General features: G+C 61.3%; 23 protein-coding genes and 4 tRNA genes. 22 read left to right on the top strand and 5 right to left on the bottom strand.

The annotated features are described in order from the left end of the window. Nucleotides 1-503 precede the first annotated feature (503 nt). The 12 genes from AC1DVE_RS28270 to AC1DVE_RS28325 all read left to right on the top strand — a co-directional run bounded on the left by AC1DVE_RS28270 (nucleotide 504) and on the right by AC1DVE_RS28325 (nucleotide 11,571). Complete coding sequence (locus AC1DVE_RS28270) at nucleotides 504-863, top strand: DUF6124 family protein (protein WP_477784361.1); 360 nt, start codon at nucleotides 504-506, stop codon at nucleotides 861-863. Between the two features lie 259 nt (nucleotides 864-1,122). After that, nucleotides 1,123-2,019, top strand: a complete 897-nt coding sequence (locus AC1DVE_RS28275) for a VOC family protein (RefSeq protein ID WP_223533494.1) — start codon at nucleotides 1,123-1,125, stop codon at nucleotides 2,017-2,019. Nucleotides 2,020-2,030: 11 nt separating this feature from the next. After that, complete coding sequence (locus tag AC1DVE_RS28280) at nucleotides 2,031-2,912, top strand: CoA transferase subunit A (protein ID WP_223533495.1); 882 nt, start codon at nucleotides 2,031-2,033, stop codon at nucleotides 2,910-2,912. Between the two features lie 11 nt (nucleotides 2,913-2,923). Then, nucleotides 2,924-3,712: a CoA-transferase subunit beta gene (locus tag AC1DVE_RS28285; protein WP_223543359.1), complete on the top strand. Its 789-nt coding sequence runs from the start codon at nucleotides 2,924-2,926 to the stop codon at nucleotides 3,710-3,712. A gap of 23 nt (nucleotides 3,713-3,735) precedes the next feature. Continuing rightward, nucleotides 3,736-4,608 carry an enoyl-CoA hydratase gene (locus AC1DVE_RS28290; protein ID WP_046043072.1) on the top strand — a complete coding sequence of 291 codons (873 nt, stop codon included), beginning with the start codon at nucleotides 3,736-3,738 and terminating at the stop codon, nucleotides 4,606-4,608. Nucleotides 4,609-4,610: 2 nt separating this feature from the next. Beyond that, on the top strand, nucleotides 4,611-5,678 hold the full coding sequence (locus tag AC1DVE_RS28295; RefSeq protein WP_477784362.1) for an NAD(P)H-dependent flavin oxidoreductase: 1,068 nt from the start codon (nucleotides 4,611-4,613) through the stop codon (nucleotides 5,676-5,678). A gap of 29 nt (nucleotides 5,679-5,707) precedes the next feature. After that, a complete protein-coding gene (locus AC1DVE_RS28300; protein WP_223458443.1) occupies nucleotides 5,708-6,463 on the top strand; it encodes an enoyl-CoA hydratase family protein in 756 nt (251 codons plus the stop codon). A 10-nt stretch (nucleotides 6,464-6,473) separates the two neighbouring features. Continuing rightward, nucleotides 6,474-7,640, top strand: a complete 1,167-nt coding sequence (locus AC1DVE_RS28305) for an acyl-CoA dehydrogenase family protein (RefSeq protein ID WP_223533500.1) — start codon at nucleotides 6,474-6,476, stop codon at nucleotides 7,638-7,640. Between the two features lie 10 nt (nucleotides 7,641-7,650). Continuing rightward, nucleotides 7,651-8,706, top strand: coding sequence for an acyl-CoA dehydrogenase family protein (locus AC1DVE_RS28310; protein ID WP_223458444.1), 1,056 nt, complete (start codon nucleotides 7,651-7,653; stop codon nucleotides 8,704-8,706). 168 nt (nucleotides 8,707-8,874) lie between these two features. Next, on the top strand, nucleotides 8,875-10,023 hold the full coding sequence (locus AC1DVE_RS28315) for an acetyl-CoA C-acetyltransferase (RefSeq protein ID WP_223458446.1): 1,149 nt from the start codon (nucleotides 8,875-8,877) through the stop codon (nucleotides 10,021-10,023). Nucleotides 10,024-10,109: 86 nt separating this feature from the next. Continuing rightward, a complete protein-coding gene (locus AC1DVE_RS28320) occupies nucleotides 10,110-10,985 on the top strand; it encodes an SDR family oxidoreductase (protein WP_223458448.1) in 876 nt (291 codons plus the stop codon). Nucleotides 10,986-11,061: 76 nt separating this feature from the next. Further along, nucleotides 11,062-11,571: a DUF1993 domain-containing protein gene (locus AC1DVE_RS28325; RefSeq protein WP_223458450.1), complete on the top strand. Its 510-nt coding sequence runs from the start codon at nucleotides 11,062-11,064 to the stop codon at nucleotides 11,569-11,571. A 140-nt stretch (nucleotides 11,572-11,711) separates the two neighbouring features. Here AC1DVE_RS28325 and sstT read toward each other — a convergent pair whose 3' ends face one another. Beyond that, on the bottom strand, nucleotides 11,712-12,944 hold the full coding sequence (gene sstT / locus AC1DVE_RS28330) for a serine/threonine transporter SstT (RefSeq protein WP_223537471.1): 1,233 nt from the start codon (nucleotides 12,942-12,944) through the stop codon (nucleotides 11,712-11,714). A 407-nt stretch (nucleotides 12,945-13,351) separates the two neighbouring features. Between sstT and AC1DVE_RS28335 the strand changes: the two genes are divergently transcribed. Then, complete coding sequence (locus tag AC1DVE_RS28335; protein WP_223458453.1) at nucleotides 13,352-14,512, top strand: MFS transporter; 1,161 nt, start codon at nucleotides 13,352-13,354, stop codon at nucleotides 14,510-14,512. Here AC1DVE_RS28335 and nhaR read toward each other — a convergent pair. Further along, on the bottom strand, nucleotides 14,499-15,398 hold the full coding sequence (gene nhaR, locus AC1DVE_RS28340; protein ID WP_223458455.1) for a transcriptional activator NhaR: 900 nt from the start codon (nucleotides 15,396-15,398) through the stop codon (nucleotides 14,499-14,501). The genes AC1DVE_RS28335 and nhaR overlap by 14 nt on opposite strands. A 135-nt stretch (nucleotides 15,399-15,533) precedes the next feature. On the opposite strand from nhaR, the gene AC1DVE_RS28345 reads away from it, so the two are divergent. Together AC1DVE_RS28345 and AC1DVE_RS28350 are read left to right on the top strand one after the other, a co-directional pair. After that, the gene (locus AC1DVE_RS28345) at nucleotides 15,534-15,776 is read left to right on the top strand and encodes a hypothetical protein (RefSeq protein ID WP_477784363.1); all 243 of its coding nucleotides are present in this window, start codon (nucleotides 15,534-15,536) and stop codon (nucleotides 15,774-15,776) included. A 29-nt stretch (nucleotides 15,777-15,805) separates the two neighbouring features. Further along, complete coding sequence (locus AC1DVE_RS28350) at nucleotides 15,806-16,555, top strand: TerC family protein (protein WP_223458457.1); 750 nt, start codon at nucleotides 15,806-15,808, stop codon at nucleotides 16,553-16,555. Between the two features lie 78 nt (nucleotides 16,556-16,633). Here the strand turns inward: AC1DVE_RS28350 and AC1DVE_RS28355 are convergent, their stop codons facing one another. Beyond that, nucleotides 16,634-16,801 (bottom strand): hypothetical protein, encoded by a 168-nt coding sequence (locus AC1DVE_RS28355; protein ID WP_223458459.1) that lies wholly within the window; start codon nucleotides 16,799-16,801, stop codon nucleotides 16,634-16,636. Nucleotides 16,802-16,980: 179 nt separating this feature from the next. Here AC1DVE_RS28355 and AC1DVE_RS28360 point away from each other — a divergent pair, with 179 nt between their 5' ends. The 3 genes from AC1DVE_RS28360 (at nucleotide 16,981) to AC1DVE_RS28370 (ending at nucleotide 18,250) form a co-directional block, all read left to right on the top strand. After that, nucleotides 16,981-17,715 (top strand): peptidase C39 family protein, encoded by a 735-nt coding sequence (locus tag AC1DVE_RS28360; protein WP_223458461.1) that lies wholly within the window; start codon nucleotides 16,981-16,983, stop codon nucleotides 17,713-17,715. Nucleotides 17,716-17,810: 95 nt separating this feature from the next. Next, a complete protein-coding gene (locus AC1DVE_RS28365; RefSeq protein ID WP_008016225.1) occupies nucleotides 17,811-18,017 on the top strand; it encodes a DUF6021 family protein in 207 nt (68 codons plus the stop codon). Between the two features lie 17 nt (nucleotides 18,018-18,034). Then, nucleotides 18,035-18,250: a hypothetical protein gene (locus AC1DVE_RS28370; protein WP_007977127.1), complete on the top strand. Its 216-nt coding sequence runs from the start codon at nucleotides 18,035-18,037 to the stop codon at nucleotides 18,248-18,250. Nucleotides 18,251-18,306: 56 nt separating this feature from the next. Here AC1DVE_RS28370 and pbpG read toward each other — a convergent pair whose 3' ends face one another. Next, on the bottom strand, nucleotides 18,307-19,245 hold the full coding sequence (gene pbpG / locus AC1DVE_RS28375) for a D-alanyl-D-alanine endopeptidase (RefSeq protein ID WP_223458463.1): 939 nt from the start codon (nucleotides 19,243-19,245) through the stop codon (nucleotides 18,307-18,309). A gap of 235 nt (nucleotides 19,246-19,480) precedes the next feature. After that, nucleotides 19,481-20,335 carry a bifunctional methylenetetrahydrofolate dehydrogenase/methenyltetrahydrofolate cyclohydrolase FolD gene (folD, locus tag AC1DVE_RS28380; RefSeq protein WP_008001570.1) on the bottom strand — a complete coding sequence of 285 codons (855 nt, stop codon included), beginning with the start codon at nucleotides 20,333-20,335 and terminating at the stop codon, nucleotides 19,481-19,483. A 274-nt stretch (nucleotides 20,336-20,609) separates the two neighbouring features. On the opposite strand from folD, the gene AC1DVE_RS28385 reads away from it, so the two are divergent. From AC1DVE_RS28385 to AC1DVE_RS28400, 4 genes are all read left to right on the top strand, one after another. Continuing rightward, nucleotides 20,610-20,686 (top strand) — tRNA-Arg (locus AC1DVE_RS28385). Nucleotides 20,687-20,718: 32 nt separating this feature from the next. After that, a tRNA-His gene (locus AC1DVE_RS28390) sits at nucleotides 20,719-20,794 on the top strand. A 56-nt stretch (nucleotides 20,795-20,850) separates the two neighbouring features. Then, nucleotides 20,851-20,935, top strand: a tRNA-Leu gene (locus AC1DVE_RS28395). 77 nt (nucleotides 20,936-21,012) lie between these two features. Further along, nucleotides 21,013-21,088: transfer RNA gene (locus tag AC1DVE_RS28400), tRNA-His, on the top strand. The last annotated feature ends 63 nt before the right edge of the window (nucleotides 21,089-21,151 follow it).

Below are 21,151 nucleotides of genomic sequence, written 5' to 3' on the forward strand. Positions count from 1 at the left end.
TTGAACACCGCATACCCCTTGTAGGAGCGAGCCTGCTCGCGATAAACCGAAGAACGCCGCGGGGTGTCAGGCTTTCAGCGTTATCGTTGACGACCATCGCGAGCAAGCTCGCTCCTACAGGTTATTGCGCAAGTTCGCGCCACCGATTTGGCCTTTGAACAGAGCCTGTTTAACGGCTGTCAGTGTTACTCGATGAAAGCTACAACGCCTTGCGTCGTTGCCTACAGGTACGCCAGAATCCGCCGGCTTGTGCGCCTTGGAGCCCCTCGGTAACTTGATTCGCGTCACTGCTCATCAGTGATCGGGTTTAGCAGCTCGGGTATAACCTAAGTCGTACGACGCTTCTATCAGTCAGGTTTTGTGCCTGTATTTTGATGGTGGCTGTACGCAGGGCGCCCTTGGGCGCGCCGGCTTCTTAGGTTCCCCGGTCTGCTAACCTGCGTGCAGCTGCCACCCTCTTCGTTTAGCAGCAGGAGGTTGGCACATCATTAGGAACCTGAGATATGTTCAAAGTCACACCAAATCCGCCGGAATCCGATCCAGCATCCCCATACGAGCCCGATTCAAAAAAACTCAACGAGGCCGCCGAGCGTGCCCTCGCTTACCACTTCCCCTCGACAGCCGACATCAAAGCCACCCCTCGAACAATCAGCACACTGTTTACCGTCGACCCTGAGGCCACGACCGAAACCCTGGTGGTCTATCTGGTCGAGACCCTGGCCTCGCTGGATGTGATGGTGCATCAACTGGTGGATCATCTGGAGGGCGGTGACCGCAATGCACTGCTGGGTATTTCCAACAGCGTCATGCTCGCCGAAATCACCGCGAACCGCGTGCTGGATCAAATCGACCCGGCCGCATAAACCCGCAACACCACTGAACCCCTGTGGGAGCGAGCTTGCTCGCGATGAGGCCCTGTCATCCAACATCCCCGTTGACTGTCACGCCGCCTTCGCGAGCAAGCCCGCTCCCACAGTTTTTGATGCGTGTACCCCACCAAATCCGCTAGTCCCATTGGACGATGTTGCCCCTCCCCGAACCCGTTTGAATAGGCCCTACATAAAGTCTCCCCCGGCAGTCGCCGAAGGGCGGCACCGCCTGAGTAAAACGAGGAGTGCATCCATGGATATCCGTGGTCTGGGTTACGTCACCCTGTTATCCAGCGACCTGGCGCAATGGCGCCATTACGCAAGCCAGGTGCTGGGCATGATGGTCATCGGCAACGATGACGACGGCCACCTGTACCTGAAGATGGACGAGCGCCACTACCGCATCCTGGTGCAGAAGAACGCCGAGAACGGCTTCGGTGCCTGCGGCTGGGAAGTGGCCGGCAAAGCGGCGCTTGAACAGGCAGTCAGCGAGCTGCAACAGGCCGACGTGCAAGTGACCCTTGGCACTGCGGCTGAGGCCGAGTTGCGCAAGGTCCAGGAACTGGTGCACTTCAGCGACCCGGATGGCAATCGCCACGAACTGTTCTGGGGCCCGTTGCAGGACTTCGCCCGATTCGTTTCGCCAGTGGGCGTCAAAGGTTTCGTCACCAACGACCTCGGCATGGGCCACGTCGTATTGCCAGCCCCGGCCTTCGAGCGCTGCCGCGACTTCTACGAACAGGTGATGGGTTTCGGTCTGTCCGACCTGATGAAAGTCCGCTTCACTCCGGACCCGGCCGAGCCGCAAAAGCGCATTCACTTCCTGCACTGCAACAACGGCCGCCACCACTCGCTGGCGATTTTCGAGTGCCCGATGCCCCACGGTTGCGTGCACATGATGGTCGAGGTCAACGCGCTGGACGAAGTCGGTCGTGCCCTGGACCGCGTCCACGCCAACGGCGTGAAGCTGTCGGCCACCCTCGGCCAGCACACCAACGACCAGATGATTTCTTTCTATATCAAGACCCCGTCCGGGTTTGACCTGGAATACGGCTGCGACGGCCTGGTGGTCGACTGGGACCGCCACACGCCCTTCGAAAGCACCGTGGTCAGCCACTGGGGCCACGACTTCAGTGTCGGTCGCCAATGAGGAACAAGACGATGGACAAGCAAATGACCACCGCCGAGATCGTCGGCCAACTGCGTGACGGCATGACCATCGGTATCGGTGGCTGGGGCCCGCGTCGCAAGCCGATGGCGCTGGTGCGCGAAATTCTGCGCTCGGACCTCAAGGACCTGACCGTGGTCGCCTACGGCGGTGCCGATGTCGGCATGCTCTGCGCGGCGGGCAAGATCAAGAAACTGGTGTTCGCCTTCGTTTCCCTGGATTTCATTCCGCTGGAGCCGTACTTCCGCAAGGCGCGCCAGGAAGCGGCGCTGGAAGTGATGGAGATCGACGAAGGCATGCTGTTGCTCGGCCTGCGGGCGGCGGCGATGAATGTGCCGTTCATTCCGACGGCGGTGGGCCTGGGCACTGACGTGCTGCGCCACAACCGCCAGATCAAGTTGATCGCCTCGCCCTATGCCGATGGCAAGGACTGGGTCGCCATGCCAGCGCTCAAGCTCGACGCGACGCTGGTCCACGTCGACCGTGCCGACAAACGCGGCGTGTGCCAGATCAGCGGTCCGGATCACTACATGGACGACCTGTTCGTGCGGGCCGCGACCCACAGCTACGTGACCTGCGATGAGCTGGTCGACAGCGAGTATTTCCATCAGGACAGCGCCCACGCCCATCAAGTGTTCTGGGAACGCAACCTGACCACCGCGGTGGCCCACGTGCCGGGCGGGGCGCATCCGTCTTCCTGTGCGCCGCTGTACGGTTTCGACGTCGCGCACTTCAAGGCCTACAACGCCACGGTCCAGGTGGCCGACGGCTGGCAGGGCTACGTGAGCGACTACGTCGACTGCACCCACGAACAGTATCTGGAAAAGGTCGGCGGCCTGGCTGCGATCCGTGAACTGCCGTTGCCGATTTTCTAAGGAGCCTTTCGATGAGCACTACTGATTTCAGCCTCGCTGAGTTGATGATCTGCGCGGCCTCCGAAGCCTGGCGCGAAGACGGCGAAGTATTGGCCTCCGGCATCGGCGTGATCCCGCGCCTGGCGGCCTCGCTGGCCATGCTGACCAGCAACCCGCAACTGCTGATGACCGACTCCGAAGCCTACATGGTGGCCGAACCGGTGCCCTTGGGCGCGCGCAAAGGCTACGAGCCCAAGCGCGACAGCTGGATGGGGTTCTCGCGGATTTTCGACAACGTCTGGGGCGGCAAGCGCCATGCACTGGTCGGCCCGACCCAGATCGACCGTTACGGTCAAGCCAACATTTCCTGCATCGGCGACTACGCCAAACCCAAGGCGCAGATGCTCGGCGTGCGCGGTTTCCCCGGCAACTCGATCAGCCACGCCAACTCGTTTTGCGTGCCGAGCCATAACCGCCGGGTGTTCGTCGAAGGCGAGGTCGATATGGTCGCCTCGGTCGGCTACAACCCGGCCCGCCTGGCGCGGGGCTGGTCGCTGGACGACATCGACATCCGCCTGATCATCACCGACCTCTGCGTCCTGGATTTCCAGGGTCCGCAGCGGCAGATGCGCATCCGTTCGCTGCACTCCGGCGTGACGGCAGCGCAAGTCCAGGACAACACCGGTTTCGAATTGCACGTGCCGGATGACTGCCCGACCACCGCGGCGCCGACGGCCGAGCAGTTGCAACTGATCCAGCGTCTGGACCCGCACAACCTGCGCGCCCTGCAACTCAAAGACAACCCGCCAGGCCAACGCTGAGCAACGCGTTGCGGAGAAAAGTGATGGCTGAACATAACGATAACAATCAGGCCGAGGTGGTGCTGTACGAGGTGCGTGGCGCGGTGGCCCTGGTCACCATGAACCGCCCCGAGTTCCACAACGCGCAGAACTCGCAGATGACCTATGCGCTGGACGCGGCGTTTCGCCGGGCCTGCGATGACGATGAAGTGAAGGTCATTGTGTTGCGTGGCGCCGGCAAGCATTTCTCCGCCGGGCATGACATTGGCACCCCGGGCCGCGACGTCGATAAGACCTTCGACCGCGCCAGCCTGTGGTACGACCATGTGAACAAACCGGGCGGCGAGTTTCTCTACGCCCGCGAGCAGGAAGTCTATCTGGGCATGTGCCGGCGCTGGCGCGAGATGCCCAAGCCGACCATCGCCATGGTCCAGGGTGCGTGCATTGCCGGTGGGTTGATGCTGGCCTGGGTCTGCGACCTGATCGTCGCCAGCGAGGATGCCTACTTCGCCGATCCGGTGGTGCGCATGGGCATTCCCGGGGTCGAGTATTTCGCCCACGTGCATGAGCTCAACCCACGCATCGCCAAGGAATTCCTCTTCCTCGGCGAGCGCATGCCGGCGCCACGGGCCTATCAGATGGGCATGCTCAATCGGGTGGTGGCTCGCGATGAGCTGGAGCAACAAACCCTCGACATCGCCGGACGCATCGCACAAATGCCGCGCCTGGGCCTGCAACTGAGCAAGCAAGCGGTGAACAACGCCGAAGACCTGATGGGCAAGCGCGCGACCATGGACATGGTGTTCGGCCTGCATCACTTCGCCCATGCCCACAACGAACTGGTGTCCGGCGACCGCCTCGGCGGCTACGACGCCAAGGCCATGGCCAGTTCCCAGCGCAAAACGGGCGAGGCGTGAACATGGCGATCTCGTTGAATACCCGTTTGACTGAACTGCTCGGTTGCCGCTATCCGATCATCCAGACCGCCATGGGCTGGGTCGCCGACCCGAAACTGGTGGCGGCCACAGGCAATGCTGGCAGTTTCGGTTTTCTCGCCGGGGCGACCATCGAGCCGCAACAGATGGAAGCGGCGATCATCGAAACCCGGCGCCTGACCGATCAGCCGTTCGGGGTGAATTTCCATATGTACCAGGCCAATGCCGGCGAGATCGTCGAGTTGGTGTTGCGTCATAAAGTCCGCGCGGTCAGCTACAGCCGTTCGCCGGGCAAGCAAATGATCAGCCGCCTTAAGGATGCCGGGGTGGTGTGCATTCCCACGGTGGGCGCGCTCAAGCATGCGCAGAAAGCCGTGGAAATGGGCGCCGATGCGGTGACCGTACAGGGCGGTGAGGGCGGGGGACACACCGGTTCCGTACCGACCTCGATGCTGCTTGATCAGGTGGTCAATGCTGTGTCGGTGCCCGTGGTGGCGGCCGGCGGATTCAAGGACGGCAAGGGCCTGGTCTCGGCCCTGGCCTACGGTGCCGAAGGCATCGCCATGGGCACGCGTTTCCTGATGTGCGCCGACAGCCCGGTGCCCCAGGCGACGCTTGCCCGTTACCTGGCGGTCAAGGACCCGGCGGCGATCATCATCAGCCGGGCCATCGACGGCATGCCGCAACGGATGATCCGCAACGAATTGCTCAACCAGCTGGAAAACAGCGGCGGCCTCAAGCGCCTGTTGCTGGCCGTGCGCAGTGGCCTGGCCTACCGCCGTCACACCGGCATGAGCCTGACCCAGTTGCTCACCAGTGCGTTGAAGATGCGCGGCAGCGGAGAGTTGACCGCCGCGCAAAGCATCATGGCCGCCAACGCACCGATGGTGATCCAGAAAGCCATGGTCGACGGGCGTCCGGCCGAGGGCGTGTTGCCTGCCGGACAAATCGCTGCATCCATCGACAGCTTGCCCAGCTGCGCCCAATTGATTGAACAGATCGTCCGCGACGCCGAAGCGCGCCTGGGCGAGCTGTGCCGCCGTGTGTCGTAAGGGGCCATGCATTGTGAAGGAAGGAAACCATGAAACCATTTAGCGTCAGCATCGAACACGGCATTGCCGAACTGGTCTTCAACCGACCACCGGTCAACGCTTTCAATTGCCAGGGCTGGGCCGATATCGCCAGCGAGATCGAGGGCCTGGGCCGCAACAGCGACGTGCGGGTGATCGTGATCCGTGCCGAAGGTCGCGGCTTCTGCGCCGGGGTCGATATCAAGGAACTGGCCGCCGACGGCAACCTGATCGTCGCGGTGAACAAGGGCAACTACGATAGCTTCAAGGCCATCCACCGCAACCCGAAACCGGTGATCGTGGCCGTGCACGGCTTCGTGCTGGGCGGCGGCATCGGCATCTGCGGCGCCGCCGACATCATCGTCGCGTCCGAGTGCGCCACCTTCGGCGTGCCGGAAGTTGATCGCGGCGCCATGGGCGGCGGTGCGCATTTGCAGCGCCTGTTCCCGGTGCAGAAAGTCCGCCACATGTACTTCACCGGCGAAGCCATCGACGCCGCCGAGGCTTACCGCCTGGGCGCGGTGGAGCGGGTGGTCAAGCGCGAAGACTTGCGCGAAGCCGCGTTGCAGATCGCCCGCACCATCGCCGCCAAGAGCCCCGGCATGATCAGCCTGGCCAAGGAAGCGCTGAGCGGCATCGAAGACGGCAACCTCGAAGATAAATACCGCTGGGAGCAGGGCTTCACCCTCGAAGCCTACCGCTCACTGGACTCTCAGGAAGCACGCGACTCGTTCGTCGAGAAACGCGATGCCCGATTCAACGGCTGAAGGCACGCTCATGGACTTGACCTATACCCCGGCCCAACAAGCCTTTCGCGCTGAAGCGCGGACCTGGCTGGCCGCCAATGTACCGAGTAAACCGCTGCAATCGTTCGACACCGAGGCGGGTTTTGCCGAGCACCGCGCCTGGGAAGCCAAACTCAACGAAGGCCGTTGGGGCATGGTCACCTGGCCGACCGAACTCGGCGGCCGTGGCTGCGACCTGATCGAGTGGCTGATTTTCGAAGAGGAATACTACCGTTCCGGGGCGCCGGCACGGGTCAACCAGAACGGCATCTTCCTGCTCGGCCCGACCCTGATGGAGTACGGCAGCGAAGAGCAGAAAGCGCGTTTCCTGCCGCGCATGGCCACAGGCGAAGACATCTGGGCCCAGGCCTGGTCCGAGCCGGGTGCCGGTTCTGACATGGCAGCGATCCGTTCCAAGGCAGAGCGGGTGGGCGACCACTACGTGATCAATGGCCAGAAAACCTGGTCGACCCGTGCGGTGTGGGCGGATTGGGCGTTCGGTATTTTCCGTACCGACTCGCAGTCCCAGCGTCATCACGGCCTGACCTTCATCCTGCTGCCGCTGGACACGCCGGGCATCACGGTGCGGCCGATTCCGCAGCTCAACGGCTTGCCTGGTTTTGCCGAAATTTTCTTCGACGACGTCAAGGTGCCGGTGGAAAACGCCCTCGGTGGCGAAGGCATGGGTTGGCACGTGGCGATGTCCACCGCCGGTTTCGAGCGTGGTTTGTTGCTGCGTTCACCGGCGCGCTTCCAGGAAACCGCCAAGCGTCTGGTGCAGTTGTACCTGGCCAACCGTGAGCACGCCGACCGCGACCCGGCCATCGGCGAGGCGGTGATGCGCGCCTGGCTGGATGCCGAGGCCTACACCCTGAGCACCTACATGACTGCTTCGCAACTTGTGCAGGGCGGCAAGATCGGGCCGGAATCGTCGACCAACAAGATCTTCTGGTCCGAACTTGACCAGCGCATGCACGACACCGCCATGAGCATTCTCGGATTGCGCGGCGAATTGCTGCCCGAAGCACCGGCCGCCGGTGACGTCGGTCATTGGCTGGAAGGCTTCCTGTTTGCCCAGGCCGGGCCGATCTACGCCGGCACCAACGAGATCCAGCGCAACATCATTGCCGAACGCATGCTCGGCATGCCGCGTGCCTGAGGAATAGACCATGGACTTTAGTTTCAGCCGCGACCAACTGCTGTTTCAGGACAACGTCCGCAGCTTTCTGATCAACGAAGTCACCCCGGAACGCATTCGCGAACTGTGGCAGAGCGACAGCGGGCGCAGTGAGCAACTCTGGGCGCAACTGGTGGAGCTGGGCCTGACCGCCCTGACCGTGCCCGAGGCGCAGGACGGCATGGGCATGAATGAGCTGGACTTCGTGCTGATCGCTCAGGAATGCGGTTATGCGGGGCTGCCCGAGCCGCTGGTGGAGACCATGCTGGTCGGCGTGCCATTGCTCGCCGCCCTGGATGAGCAACACGCGCCGCTCAAACAAAAATGGCTGTCGCGAGTGGCCGAGGGCCGTGCGCGTCTCGCGGTTTCCGAGCCAGGTAATCCGCTGGTCAGCGATGCCCATGTCGCCGATCTGCTGTTGCTGGCCAATGGCGACGAAGTGCACGCCTTGGAGCGTGATGCCGTACGCCTGACCCGCAACGAGTCGGTCGACCCAAGTCGTCAACTGTTCCAGGTCGAGTGGACGCCAACACCCGCCACTTGCGTCGCCAGCGGTGAGCAGGGCCGACGTCTGTGGGTGGCCGCCTTCAACCGTGGCGCCCTCGCCAGTGCCGCTCAATTGCTCGGGCTGGCCAAACGCATGGTCGACCTGGCGGTGGACTACACCTTCGAGCGCAAACAGTTCGGCAAACCGGTGGGTTCGTTCCAGGCGGTCAAGCATTTGATGGCCAACGTCGCGGTGCAGATCGAGTTCGCCAAAGGCCCGCTGTACCGCGCCGCTTATGCGCTGGCCGAGCAACAACCGGGGCAGGACGTGCTGGTGTCCCACGCCAAGCTGGCGACGGCGGAAGCGGCGATGCTCGCGGCGAAGAACACCATCCAGGCCCACGGCGCCATGGGGTACACCTGGGAGGTCGATTTGCACCTGTTCATGAAGCGCGCCTGGGCCTTGGACAAGGTCTGGGGCGATCGTGGTTTGCACAAAGCACGCATCCGTACAGCGTTGCTCGACAGCAAGCCTGCACTGGGTGCGGGCAGTACGTTCTAACCAGTCAGTAAGGGTGACGAACCCCCTGTGGGAGCGGGCTTGCTCGCGATGGCGGTGCGTCAGATGGCATCAATGTTGGATGTGCCGGCCTCATCGCGAGCAAGCTCGCTCCCACAGGTTTTTCGGCGCTCTCAATACCAGATTTCAGTTTTTTCACCGAGGTAGACCATGCCTGAAGCTTATATCGTCGACGCCCTGCGTACGCCCATCGGGCGGCGCAAGGGTGGTCTGAGCCAGATCCACGCCGCCGACTTGGGCGCCCATGTGTTGCGCGCGCTGGTCGAGCGCAACGCCATTCCCGACGAGGATTACGACGACGTGATATTCGGCTGTGTCGACACCATCGGCCCGCTGGCCGGGGACATCGCCCGCACCAGTTGGCTGGCGGCCGGCCTGTCGCAATCGGTGCCGGGCACCACCATCGATCGCCAGTGCGGTTCGTCGCAGCAAGCGGTGCACTTCGCCGCCCAGGCGGTGATGAGCGGCACCCAGGACGTGGTCATCGCCGGTGGCGTGCAGACTATGACCCAGATCCCGATTTCCTCGGCGATGATCGCCGCCGAACCCTTGGGCTTCACCGATCCGTTCAGCGGTTCCGAAGGCTGGGTGCGGCGCTATGGCGCGCAACCACCGACGCAGTTCCGTTCGGCGCAGATGATCGCTGAAAAGTGGGACCTGTCCCGGGTGCAGCTTGAAGCCTATTCGCTGGAGTCCCATCGACGTGCCTTGCAGGCCATCGAGCAAGGCCGCTTCAATCGCGAAATCGTGCCACTGGCCGGTGTGCTGCATGACGAAACGCCGCGCCAGACCAGCCTGGAAAAAATGTCCGAGCTGGAATTCCTGTTCGGCTGCGACCGGGTGACCGCCGCGGTGTCGAGCCAGACCTGCGACGCGGCCAGCGCGATGCTGATCGTCTCGGAGGCTGCGCTCAAGCGTTACGGCCTGACGCCACGGGCACGCATCCATCACCTGAGCGTGCGCGCCGAAGACCCGATCTGGATGCTCACCGCGCCGATCCCGGCCACCGCTTACGCACTCAAGCGTGCCGGCATGAAGCTCGAAGACATCGACCGCGTGGAGATCAACGAAGCCTTCGCCTCGGTGGCCATGGCCTGGTTGAAAGAGACTGGCTACCCCCACGAACAAACCAACGTCAACGGCGGCGCGATCGCCCTCGGTCATCCATTGGGCGCCACCGGCACCCGCTTGATGTGCACCTTGCTGCACGAGCTGGAACGCAGCGGCGGACGCTTCGGCATGCAGACGATGTGTGAAGGCGGTGGTCAGGCCAACGTGACGATCATCGAACGTTTGTGATTTCAAGATGACCACTGAACCTGTGGGAGCAAGCCCGCTCCCACAGGGATTGTGGCAACGAGTGATGAATTTGAAGGATGAACAATATGAAGATCTGTGAAAACCGCGTCGTGATCATCACCGGTGCCGGCGGTGGTCTGGGCCGCGCCTACGCGCTGGCCTTCGCCGCCGAAGGCGCGAAAGTGGTGGTCAACGACATCAACCGTGAAGCGGCGTTGGCCGTGGTCGGCGAAATCCTCGGCCAGGGCGGCAGCGCCGTGGCCAACAGTGACGACATCACCCGCTATGACTCGGCGGGGTTGATCGTGCGCCAGGCCATCGAAACCTTCGGCGACCTGAACGTGGTGGTCAACAACGCCGGCATCTGCCGCGACCGCATGTTCGCCAGCCTCAGCGACGCCGACTGGGATGCCGTGGTAGCCGTGCACCTCAAGGGCCACTTCTGCATTTCCAGCCACGCCGTGAAGTACTGGCGCGAGCAGGCCAAGGGCGGCGCCAAGGTCGATGCGCGGATCATCAACACCAGTTCCGGCGCCGGGTTGCAGGGCTCCATCGGTCAGTCCAATTACGCGGCAGCCAAAGGCGGTATCGCCTCGCTGACCCTGGTGCAGGCGGCTGAACTGCGCCGCTACGGGATCACCGCCAACGCCCTGGCGCCGGCCGCGCGCACCGGAATGACCGAGCAAGTGTTCGCCGACACCATGAAAAAGCCTGAAGAAGGCTTCGATTACTTCGCCCCGGAAAACGTCGCGCCGCTGGTGGTGTGGCTCGGCTCCGAGGCTTCCGCCGAGGTGACCGGGCAGATGTTCGAAGTAGAGGGCGGCAAGTTGTCCATCGCCGACGGCTGGCGCCGTGGTCCACAACTGGATCGCCAGGGCCGCTGGGCGGTCGGCGAGATGGGCGAAGCCGTCTCACAGCTGGTGGCTCAGGCCGTTCCGGCGGCCAAAGTGTACGGCAGCTGAAAAAGTCCGGTCTCGGGAGGGCGGCGCGCGGCTATAATCGGCCGACGTTTCCCTCTGTCACCACACGAGACCTGCCATGACCATTTCCCTGTACGACGCTTCCGTGCCTGTTTTCCAGCAAATGCTCAACGCTCTGAGCGATGTACTGAAAAAGGCCGAGGCTCACGCCACCGAAAAAAACATCGACCCTAACGCCTTCCTGCAAGCGCGCCTGTTCCCGGACATGTTCCCGCTGGTGCGTCAGGTGCAGATCGCCGTTGATTTCAGCAAGGGCGTTACCGGTCGCCTGGCCGAAGTCGAATTGCCCAAGTACGACGACACAGAAACCACCTTCGCGGATCTGCAAGCGCTGATCGCCAAGGCCCTGGCCTTCATCGGCAGCATTACGCCTGCGCAGATCAACGGCAAGGAAGGCATCGAGATCGTCACCCGTCCGGGCACGCCTAAAGAGAAGCGGTTCAGCGGCCAGGCTTACCTGCTGACCTACGGCCTGCCGCAGTTCTTCTTCCACGTCACCACCACTTACGCACTGCTGCGCCATAACGGCGTGGAAGTGGGCAAGCGCGACTACATGGGCGCGTTCTAAACCGTCCAGGTACAAAAAAGCCCCCGGAGCCTCAGGCTGCGGGGGCTTTTTCGTTTGTACGCGGTCTCCTGTGGGAGCGGGCTTGCTCGCGAAGGGGCCCCCGCTTTCGCGAGCAAGCCCGCTCCCACAAGGGATTGGGGTCAGGCCAATCGCGCTGCTTTATCTTCTTCACCCAGGCAAGCCGCTGCAGTGAACAGCACATCGGTGGAGGAGTTCAGCGCGGTTTCCGCCGAATCCTGCAACACGCCGATGATGAAACCGACCGCCACCACCTGCATGGCGATTTCGCTTGGGATACCGAACAGGCTGCACGCCAGTGGAATCAGCAACAGCGAACCACCGGCCACACCCGAAGCACCGCAGGCGCAGATGGCTGCGACGACGCTCAGCAGGATCGCGGTGGGAATGTCCACGGCGATGCCCAGCGTGTGCACGGCCGCCAGGGTCAGCACGGTGATGGTGATCGCCGCGCCGGCCATGTTGATGGTCGCGCCCAGCGGGATCGATACCGAGTAGGTGTCTTCGTGCAGGCCCAGACGCTTGCTCAACTCCAGGTTGACCGGAATGTTCGCCGCCGAGCTACGGGTGAAGAACGCCGTGATGCCGCTTTCGCGCAGGCAGGTCAGCACCAGCGGGTACGGGTTGCGGCGCAGTTTCCAGAACACGATGAGCGGGTTCATCACCAGCGCCACGAACAGCATGCAGCCCAGCAGCACGGCCAGCAGGTGCGCGTAGCCGATCAAGGCGCCGAAGCCGGAGGTGGCCAGGGTCGAGGCCACCAGACCGAAGATGCCCAGCGGGGCGAAGCTGATCACCAGGCGCACGATCACCGTCACGCCGTTGGACAGGTCGCCCAGCACTTCACGGGTGGTATCGCCCGCGTGGCGTATGGCAATGCCCATACCGATGGCCCAGGCCAGAATGCCGATGAAATTGGCGTTCATCAGCGCACTGACCGGATTATCGACCACGCTCAGCAACAGGCTTTGCAACACTTCGCCAATCCCGCCTGGCGCTGTGACCGCGACGTCCTGTGTCGACAGCACCAGGCTCGACGGGAACGTCATGCTGGCAACCACCGCCACCACCGCTGCGGCGAAAGTGCCCAGCAGATACAGGAACAGAATCGGCCGGATATGGGTTTCCTGACCGTGCTTGTGGTTGGCAATCGATGCCATGACCAGCACGAACACCAGAATCGGCGCGACTGCTTTCAGTGCCGAGACAAACACTTTGCCGATGAACGCCGTGGACTTCGCCATGTCGGGGGCAAACAGCGCCAGGGCAATACCGGCGATCAGGCCGATCACGATCTGTGTGACCAGGCTCAAGCGTTTAAGGCGTTGTAATAGAGAAGGGGATGAAGCAGTCATAAAACGGCATCTCTGATTTTTTATTAATGCATGGTTTCGCAGGTTTGCGGCAACAAACAGGGCAGGCCGCAGGCGGGAAACCGAGAGGGGAACACGGGGCTAATGCCAGCGCTGATTCCTGTGGCGAGGGAGCTTGCTCCCGCTGGGCAGCGAAGCGGCCCCACCAAATGGGCCTGCTGCGCAGTCCAGCGGGAGCAAGCTCCCTCGCCACAAGGGGCGCGGACTTTATCACAGCGCAGGAGCGATCTTTCAGACCTGTGACGAACTGCCACCCTGGCATTCAACGCGAATTGCAGGTTCGTGCAACCGCATCCGAAAACACTCTGTTAAGATTCGCCATCCTCATTTTCATGTCTGCCAGTGGGCCTTCGGGCTATCGCTGGTGTTTTCGTTTTCTGGAGTTTTGCATGCTGTTGCCCATTCTTCTGTTGTCCGCCGCCGGCTTCACGGTGCTGACCACGGAATTCATCATCGTTGGCCTGTTGCCGGCGATCGCCCGGGACCTGGAGGTCAGCATCCCGCAGGCCGGTTTGCTGGTGACCCTGTTCGCCTTCACCGTGGCCGCGTTCGGGCCGTTCCTGACGGCGTACTTCGCCCGCTTCGAGCGTCGCAAGCTGTTCATCTCGGTGCTGATCATGTTTGGCCTGGCCAACACGCTCGCGGCGCTGGCGCCGAACATCTGGGTGATGGCGTTTGCCCGCTTGATCCCGGCGCTGGGGCTGCCGGTGTTCTGGGCCTTGGCCAGCGAAACGGCGGTGGACATCGTCGGGCCGGATTACGCCGGTCGCGCCATCGCCAAGATCGGCTTCGGCATCGTTTGCGCCACGGTGTTCGGTATTCCCGTGGGCACGCTGATTTCCGATGCGTTCGGCTGGCGCAGTGCCTTCGCGATTCTGGCGGTCATCGCCTTTGCCAAGGCGTTGCTGCTGTTTATCTATCTGCCGAAGACCAACCTGCACCAGCATCAGGTGAGCTTCCGGTCGCAGTTCAAGATCCTGCACAGCCCGCTGATGCTCGGTCACGTGCTGCTGTCAGTGATTGTGTTCAGCGGCATGTTCACCGCCTACACCTATCTGGCGGACATTCTTGAACGACTGGCCGGCTTCAACGGCACAGTGGTCGGCTGGTGCCTGATGGGATTCGGCGCGGTCGGGTTGATCGGCAACTCCCTGGGTGGCCGGGCGGTGGATCGTCATCCATTGATGGCGTCGATGATGTTCTGCGCGTTCATGATTGCCGGCCTGGTGGCGCTGGTGCCGAACATTCATTCGCCGCTCGGTCTGGCGGCGGCGATGGGCATCTGGGGTGTGACCCAGGCGGCGTTGTTCCTGGTCAGCCATGTGCGCCTGATGAAGGCCGCGCCTGAAGCGCCGGCGTTTGCCGCGTCGCTGAACATCGCCGGGGCCAACCTCGGTATCGGTCTGGGCGCGATGATCGGTGGTCGGGTGATCGACAGCGTTGGCCTGCAAGGCCTTGGCTTTGCCGCCGCTGCTTTCATTCTGGCGTCGATCCTGCTGGCCATTGCGCTGATGACTTTCAAGCCGCGCGAACAGGTCACAGCGCTGTAAACAGCTCGCGTCGGGCACCTTCGGTAATGGCGACAATGCCGGGGTGCTTGACCTTGCGTTCCACTGAGATGGCATAGAACGACTCGCTCACCGCGTCGGTCTGGCCAATCACCTCCACGCCATATTGGCGTTGCACTTCATCGGCAATCACGCTCGGGCCAATGAAGATTCCGCTGCCGGATTGGCCGAAGGCCTGCATCAGGGCGCTGTCGTCGAACTCACCGACAATTTTCGGCTGGATCTGTTGCTCGGCGAACCAGCGTTGCAAGCGGCTGCGCACCACGGTTTCCGGTCCGGGAATCAGCAGCGGCGCACCGTGCAGGTTACGCGGAAAGTCCCGGCCGTAACGGGTCGCCAGCTCAGGGGTGGCGAAAAAACTGATCCCGCACTCACCGAGTTTCTGGCTGTAGCCCTTGATGTCCAGGTGCGATGGCATCGGGCTGTCGGAGATCACCAGGTCCAGGCGCTGGATCGCCAGGTCGGCCAGCAGGCGTTCCAGCTTGTCTTCGCGGCACGTGATGCGCAGCGGTTCGCTCAGCTCCATGGTCGGTGCGATCAGGCGATAGACGATGGATTTGGGCACCACGTCGGCCACACCGACGCGAAACAGAATCTGCTGTTCATTGGGTTGTGCCCGCAGCATCAGTTCCAGTTCGCCACCCAGCTGAAACATTTGTTCGGCGTAGGGCAGGGCCTGGCGGCCGGCCTCGGTCAGTTCGAGTTGCCGTCCGACGCGCCGAAACAACTCGATACCAAAGGTCTGTTCCAGCAATGAAATCTGCCCGCTGATGGTTTGTGGCGTGAGATTGAGCTGCTCGCAGGCGCGCACGATGCTGCCGGTCTTGGCCACCACCCAGAAGTAATGCAATTGCCGATAGTTGAGCATGGCGTCTAACACTTCGTAAAAATCGAAGTATAACCGCTGAAAATACGAATTTTACTGAAGTGTTTGCTTCCCTAGAATGCATCGCTATCAACGGGCCATCGTTTAGGTCCCGTTCGTTCTATCGAGGAAAGCATCATGAAGCTTAAAGCCACGGCACTGTTGATCACGTCTTTACTGGTACTGGCCGGTTGCGACCAGGCCGAGAAAAGCGCGCAACAATTGATGGGCAAGGCTGCCGAAAGCGCCAAACAGGCGATTGACGGTACCCACAAGGCCGCCGAGCAAGCACTCAGTGACGCCACCAGCGGGTTGATCAGCAAAAAAGAATCATCGGAAAAAGACTCGGAAAAAACCGAATCTTCCTCCCAGGAAATCTAAACCGTATTACAACGAGTCAGGACTGACCCATGGACTACCTTTTACAACTTGCCGCCAGCCCCACCGCCTGGGTCGCCCTTGCCACCCTGATTGTGATGGAGATCGTGCTCGGCATCGATAACCTGATCTTCATCTCGATCCTGACCAACAAGCTGCCCTTGCACAATCGCCAGCGGGCACGGCGCATCGGTATCGGCATGGCGTTGATCCTGCGCCTGGGCTTGCTGAGCACCATCGCGTTCATCGTCCAGTTGACCAATCCGGTGATCGAGATTCTCGGCCACGCGTTTTCCTGGAAAGACATGATCCTGATTGCCGGTGGCCTGTTCCTGTTGTGGAAGGCAACCACCGAGATCCATCACAGCATGGACCCGGCACCGGAAGATCCGAAGTCGGCGACCTCGACCGTGACCCTGGGCTTCGCGGCGGCGATCGGTCAGATCCTGATGCTGGACATGGTGTTCTCCATCGACAGCATCATTACTGCTGTCGGCATGACCGAGCATTTGCCGATCATGGTCATCGCGGTGGTGGTGTCGGTACTGGTGATGTTGCTGGCGGCTGATCCGTTGGCCAAGTTCATCAACGACAACCCGACAGTGGTAATGCTGGCCCTGGGCTTCCTGATCATGATCGGCATGACGCTGATCGCCGAAGGCTTCGGCGCCCATGTACCGAAAGGCTACGTCTATGCGGCCATGGCATTCTCGGCTTCGATCGAGGCGTTGAACATGATGTCCCGCCGGTCCAGGCAGAAGCGGCTAGCCACTGAGGCTTGACCCACGCTAAAAGAAACGGCCGCCTGAACTCCAAGGAGTGCAGGCGGCCGTTTTTGTTGGTATCGGGTAAAGGTGGTGTCAGTGAGCGTTGGCGTGCTGGCTCGGCGTCTTGTCCGCTTCTGGTGCAGGAGCCGGCTGGACAGGGTGATGGTGGCGGCGAGTAATGCGCAGCACGCCCCACAACATGGCGGCGGCTACCGCCAGCCAACCGCCAATCAACATCACAATGATCATGGTCAGGCTCATCTGTGCCTCCTCTTTGCCCTTCTGTGGGCACACGCGCTTCGCTGTCGTCCCTTCAGGGAACAGTCTAGCCGTTGCTGTATTTCAGGCTATTGACCGAAAGTCGGCAGTCACCAACCAGTTCGCTCTATCGAATGCACGCGACTACCGTTTAGAGCTATACCGTAGAGGCGCGGCGACCTATGATCGACGACCAAGCCGGGAATGGGATTGCCTGGCGTCTGAACCTGAACAAGAGAGAGATGATGGTGCGGGTATTTTCTCGAATTTTGTCGGCCATGCTCATAGCCGGTTGCGTGGCAAGCCTGGCGGGCTGTGCCGGGAGCGTTGCGCCCGAGATCAAGCGTTTGCCGGAGCGTGTCGAACTCAGCGGCCGGTTCTACCGGGGCGATGCGTATCAAAGCGGACCGCAGGTGCTGGCCAGCATGCTGTCCCAGCAGGGCATCGTGATTACCCCGGGGCTGCTCGACAAACCCTTGCATTTGCCGGGGGCCGAAGCCCAGTTGCAACAGAACATGCAGAACCTGGCCCGCGAGTACGGGATGGTGGTTTATCCCCTCGACAGCAACCTGCCGGCCTTGTTGACGCAAGTCGCCGCCGGTTATCCGGTGATGGTGCGCTTTACTGAAGGCTCGGCCATGTGGGCCGAACCGCGATACGCCATTCTTGCCGGCTACAACCGCCAGAAGCAGACGGTCCTGCTGCGGGCCGGGATGAATCACCGCGAACTGATGAGCTTCAGTTCCTTCGAATCGGCGTTCAAGGACGCCGGCGGTTGGGCCGTGCTGATCCAGAATCCGACGCAAATCCCGGCCCAGGTCGATCAGCAGCGTTGGCTCAAGGCCGCCAGCGATCTGGCGCAAGCCGGTCAGGAGCAGGCCGCCGCCAGGGCGAAAAAAGCCTTGGCCAGCCAGTAAGTCCGTTGGTCACCCGCCGGGCACCTTCACCCATCGCCAGCCTCTGATCGTTAAGGGCCCGGAACATTATTCCGGGCCGAGATCAGGAGGTGCCCATGGCTCATTCAACAACGCCCGTCGGTCCGCACTCGTCTGAGCATTCGTCTGGCAATGAGCTGGGTTTCGATCCCGATTCTCCGGACCTTGCCGATCCTCAGGTCGACCCGATCGGGCCCGCCAAGGCACCGAGGGACGTGAAACCGGGTGACAACCCCAAGGCTCCGGCCAAGCCCTATGATCCGCTGGGTAATCTGAAGCCTTAGGTCCAATGGAGGTGCGTATGTCTACCGATTCCAGTTTCGACGACAAACGTCCGGAAACTGTCCCCACAACCCCCGAGCAAAGCACCGATCCAGTGATGGATCCCGACAGCCCGTTGAGGGACCCTCTGGCGCGGCCAACGGTGGTGCCCACTGAAAAGCCGAAGGGTTGGAGAGATCCAAGTACCGGCGACGGCATCCCGGATGACGACCAGATGCCGCTGCCCAACGACTGAATGTCGGGCGAAAAAAAGCCCCGAATGACCGGGGCTTTTCGTGCGTTGCCGCTTGGTTACTTCGAGGCTTCAACCACGCCGCTTTGGCGTTGCTTGAGGTTTTTATCCGATTTGTACTGCAGGGCCACCGAGGGCACGTCAGCACCGTGCCCGGTTTCGACCCAGTTGCGAATCCGCGCGGCGTCGGCAAAGTGGGTGTACTTGCCATAGGCGTCGAGGATCACCAAGGTAACCGGGCGATTCGCCATATGTGTCACCAGCACCAGGCAGTGGCCGGCCTCGTTGGTGAAACCGGTCTTGGTCAGCTCGATGTTCCAGTTCGCTTTGTTGACCAGATGGTCGGTGTTGCGGAAGCCCAGGCTGTAGTTGGGTTTGCGGAACGACACGGTTTTTTCCTTGGTCGTGCTCAGCTCGGTCAGCAATGGGTACTTGTGTGCAGCGACCAACAGTTTGCTCAGGTCACGTGCGGTGGATACGTTGCGCGGCGACAGGCCGGTTGGTTCGACGAAGTGCGTATTGGTCATGCCCAGCGCCTTGGCCTTGGCGTTCATCGCGGCAATGAATGCGGCGTAGCCACCCGGATAGTGGTGCGCCAGGCTGGCGGCGGCGCGGTTTTCCGAAGACATCAATGCGATCAGCAGCATTTCCCGGCGCGGCATTTCGCTGTTGAGCTTGACCCGGGAGTAAACACCTTTCATTTCTGGCGTGTCGCTGATGTTGATGTTGATGTATTCGTCCATGTTCTGGCGGGCTTCAACCACCACCAGGCCCGTCATCAGCTTGCTGACCGAAGCGATGGGGACGACCACGTCGGGGTTGCTGGCGTAGATGACTTTATTGGTCTGCAGATCCATGAGCAGGGCGCTGCCGGAAGCGATCTTGAGATGTGAAGTATCTCGCGGGGCAGCGGTGATTTCGCCAGCGCTGGCAATTGGCGTGATGAAAGTCCCTGTAACTGCAAAAAATAGGCTCAGGATGGAAAGACGGATTTTCACGCTGGCAGACTCATAAAGTGTTGATAAGCCGTTTTGTAACGGGCTATTTCGTAAAAAGCGCGACATTCTGGAGTATGGCTGAATAACTGTCGATGGTTGATCAAGTAACAGGTGAAAGTCCTGAGAAACATGAAAAAAAAGTCATTTTCCGGCAGGCGGTCGGTGTTTTTCGCGGGCAAAAAAAACCCCGCCAGGGCGGGGTTCCTTGTCACGCTGACAGCGTGCGCGTTGAAACTCAGCTGTGCAGGGTTTCAGCGGCGTACAGGGTGTTTTCCAACAGGCAGGCACGGGTCATCGGGCCTACGCCGCCCGGTACCGGAGTAATCCAGCCGGCGCGGGGCAGGGCGGTTTCGTAGATCACGTCACCGACCAGCTTGCCGTCGTCCTGACGGTTGATGCCGACATCGATCACGATCGCGCCTTCCTTGATCCATTCGCCCTTGACCAGGCCCGGCTTGCCGGCGGCGACGACGACCAGGTCCGCACGGCCGACATGGCCGGCCAGGTCCTTGGTAAAGCGGTGGGTGACCGTCACGGTGCAACCGGCCAGCAGCAATTCCATGGCCATCGGGCGACCAACGATATTGGACGCGCCGACGACCACGGCATTCATCCCGTAAAGGTCGACACCGGTGCTTTCCAGCAAAGTCATGATGCCTTTGGGGGTGCATGGGCGCAGCAGGGGGATACGCTGGGCCAGGCGACCGACGTTATAAGGATGGAAGCCGTCGACGTCTTTATCCGGACGAATGCGCTCCAGCAGTCTGGAGGCGTCCAGGTGTTCGGGAAGCGGCAGCTGAAGCAGAACGCCGTCGATTGCAGGATCGTCGTTCAGGCGATCGATCAGTTCGGTCAGCGCTTCTTGAGTGGTTTCGGAAGGCAGGTCATAGGCTTGGGATAGAAAGCCGACCTCTTCACAGTCTTTACGCTTGTGCGAGACATAAACCTGAGAGGCAGGATCGCTGCCGACCAGGATCACCGCAAGGCCGGGCGTGCGCAGGCCTTGCTGGCGACGCTCGGTGACACGTTGGGCGATCTGCTGGCGCAGGCTGGCGGCGATCGATTTGCCGTCGATAAGTTGTGCAGTCATTGCGCGTGATTAACCATCGAGAGGGGAAAAAAAGAGAACGCATTCTCGCATGTCATGCGGTGAGGGCAAAGGCGCTTGGTCTGCAAATTCCCCTAACTCCTTTAATTAAATGAATTTTTTTTAAAAAGGATTTGACGACCTTCGGGTGGCTCTATACTATTCGTCGCACTTGTCGGGCACAGCCTAGCACTGGTTAGGAAGGTTGAGCGGGATTACGATTCTGTGAGACTGGAAAGCACTTAGTTTGTAGTCCTCCAAGGTTACAGCTAACAAGGCGCCCGTAGCTCAGCTGGATAGAGCATCCGCCTTCTAAGCGGATGGTCGCAGGTTCGAGTCCTGCCGGGTGCGCCATTAGGCAGCTTTGGCACAAGTAGCGCGATATGGTGGGCGTAGCTCAGTTGGTAGAGCACGGGATTGTGACTCCCGTTGTCGTGGGTTCGATCCCCATCGTCCACCCCATATTTCGAAAGGCGCCAGATTAACAGTCTGGCGCCTTTGCTTTAAAGGCTTCACCCGCGGATGTGGTGGAATTGGTAGACACACTGGATTTAGGTTCCAGCGCCGCGAGGCGTAAGAGTTCGAGTCTCTTCATCCGCACCAATTAAAGCTTCACTCAGGTCTTTGGCCTGGCTGGAGCTTGATAAAGAAGTTGTTTGGCTTCTTTAACAGGCAATATGGTGGGCGTAGCTCAGTTGGTAGAGCACGGGATTGTGACTCCCGTTGTCGTGGGTTCGATCCCCATCGTCCACCCCATATTTCGAAAGGCGCCAGATTGAAAAGTCTGGCGCCTTTTTTGTTTCAGCGGCCGCGGGTTCC

It is taken from the genome of Pseudomonas sp. P4_B4, assembly GCF_056402255.1.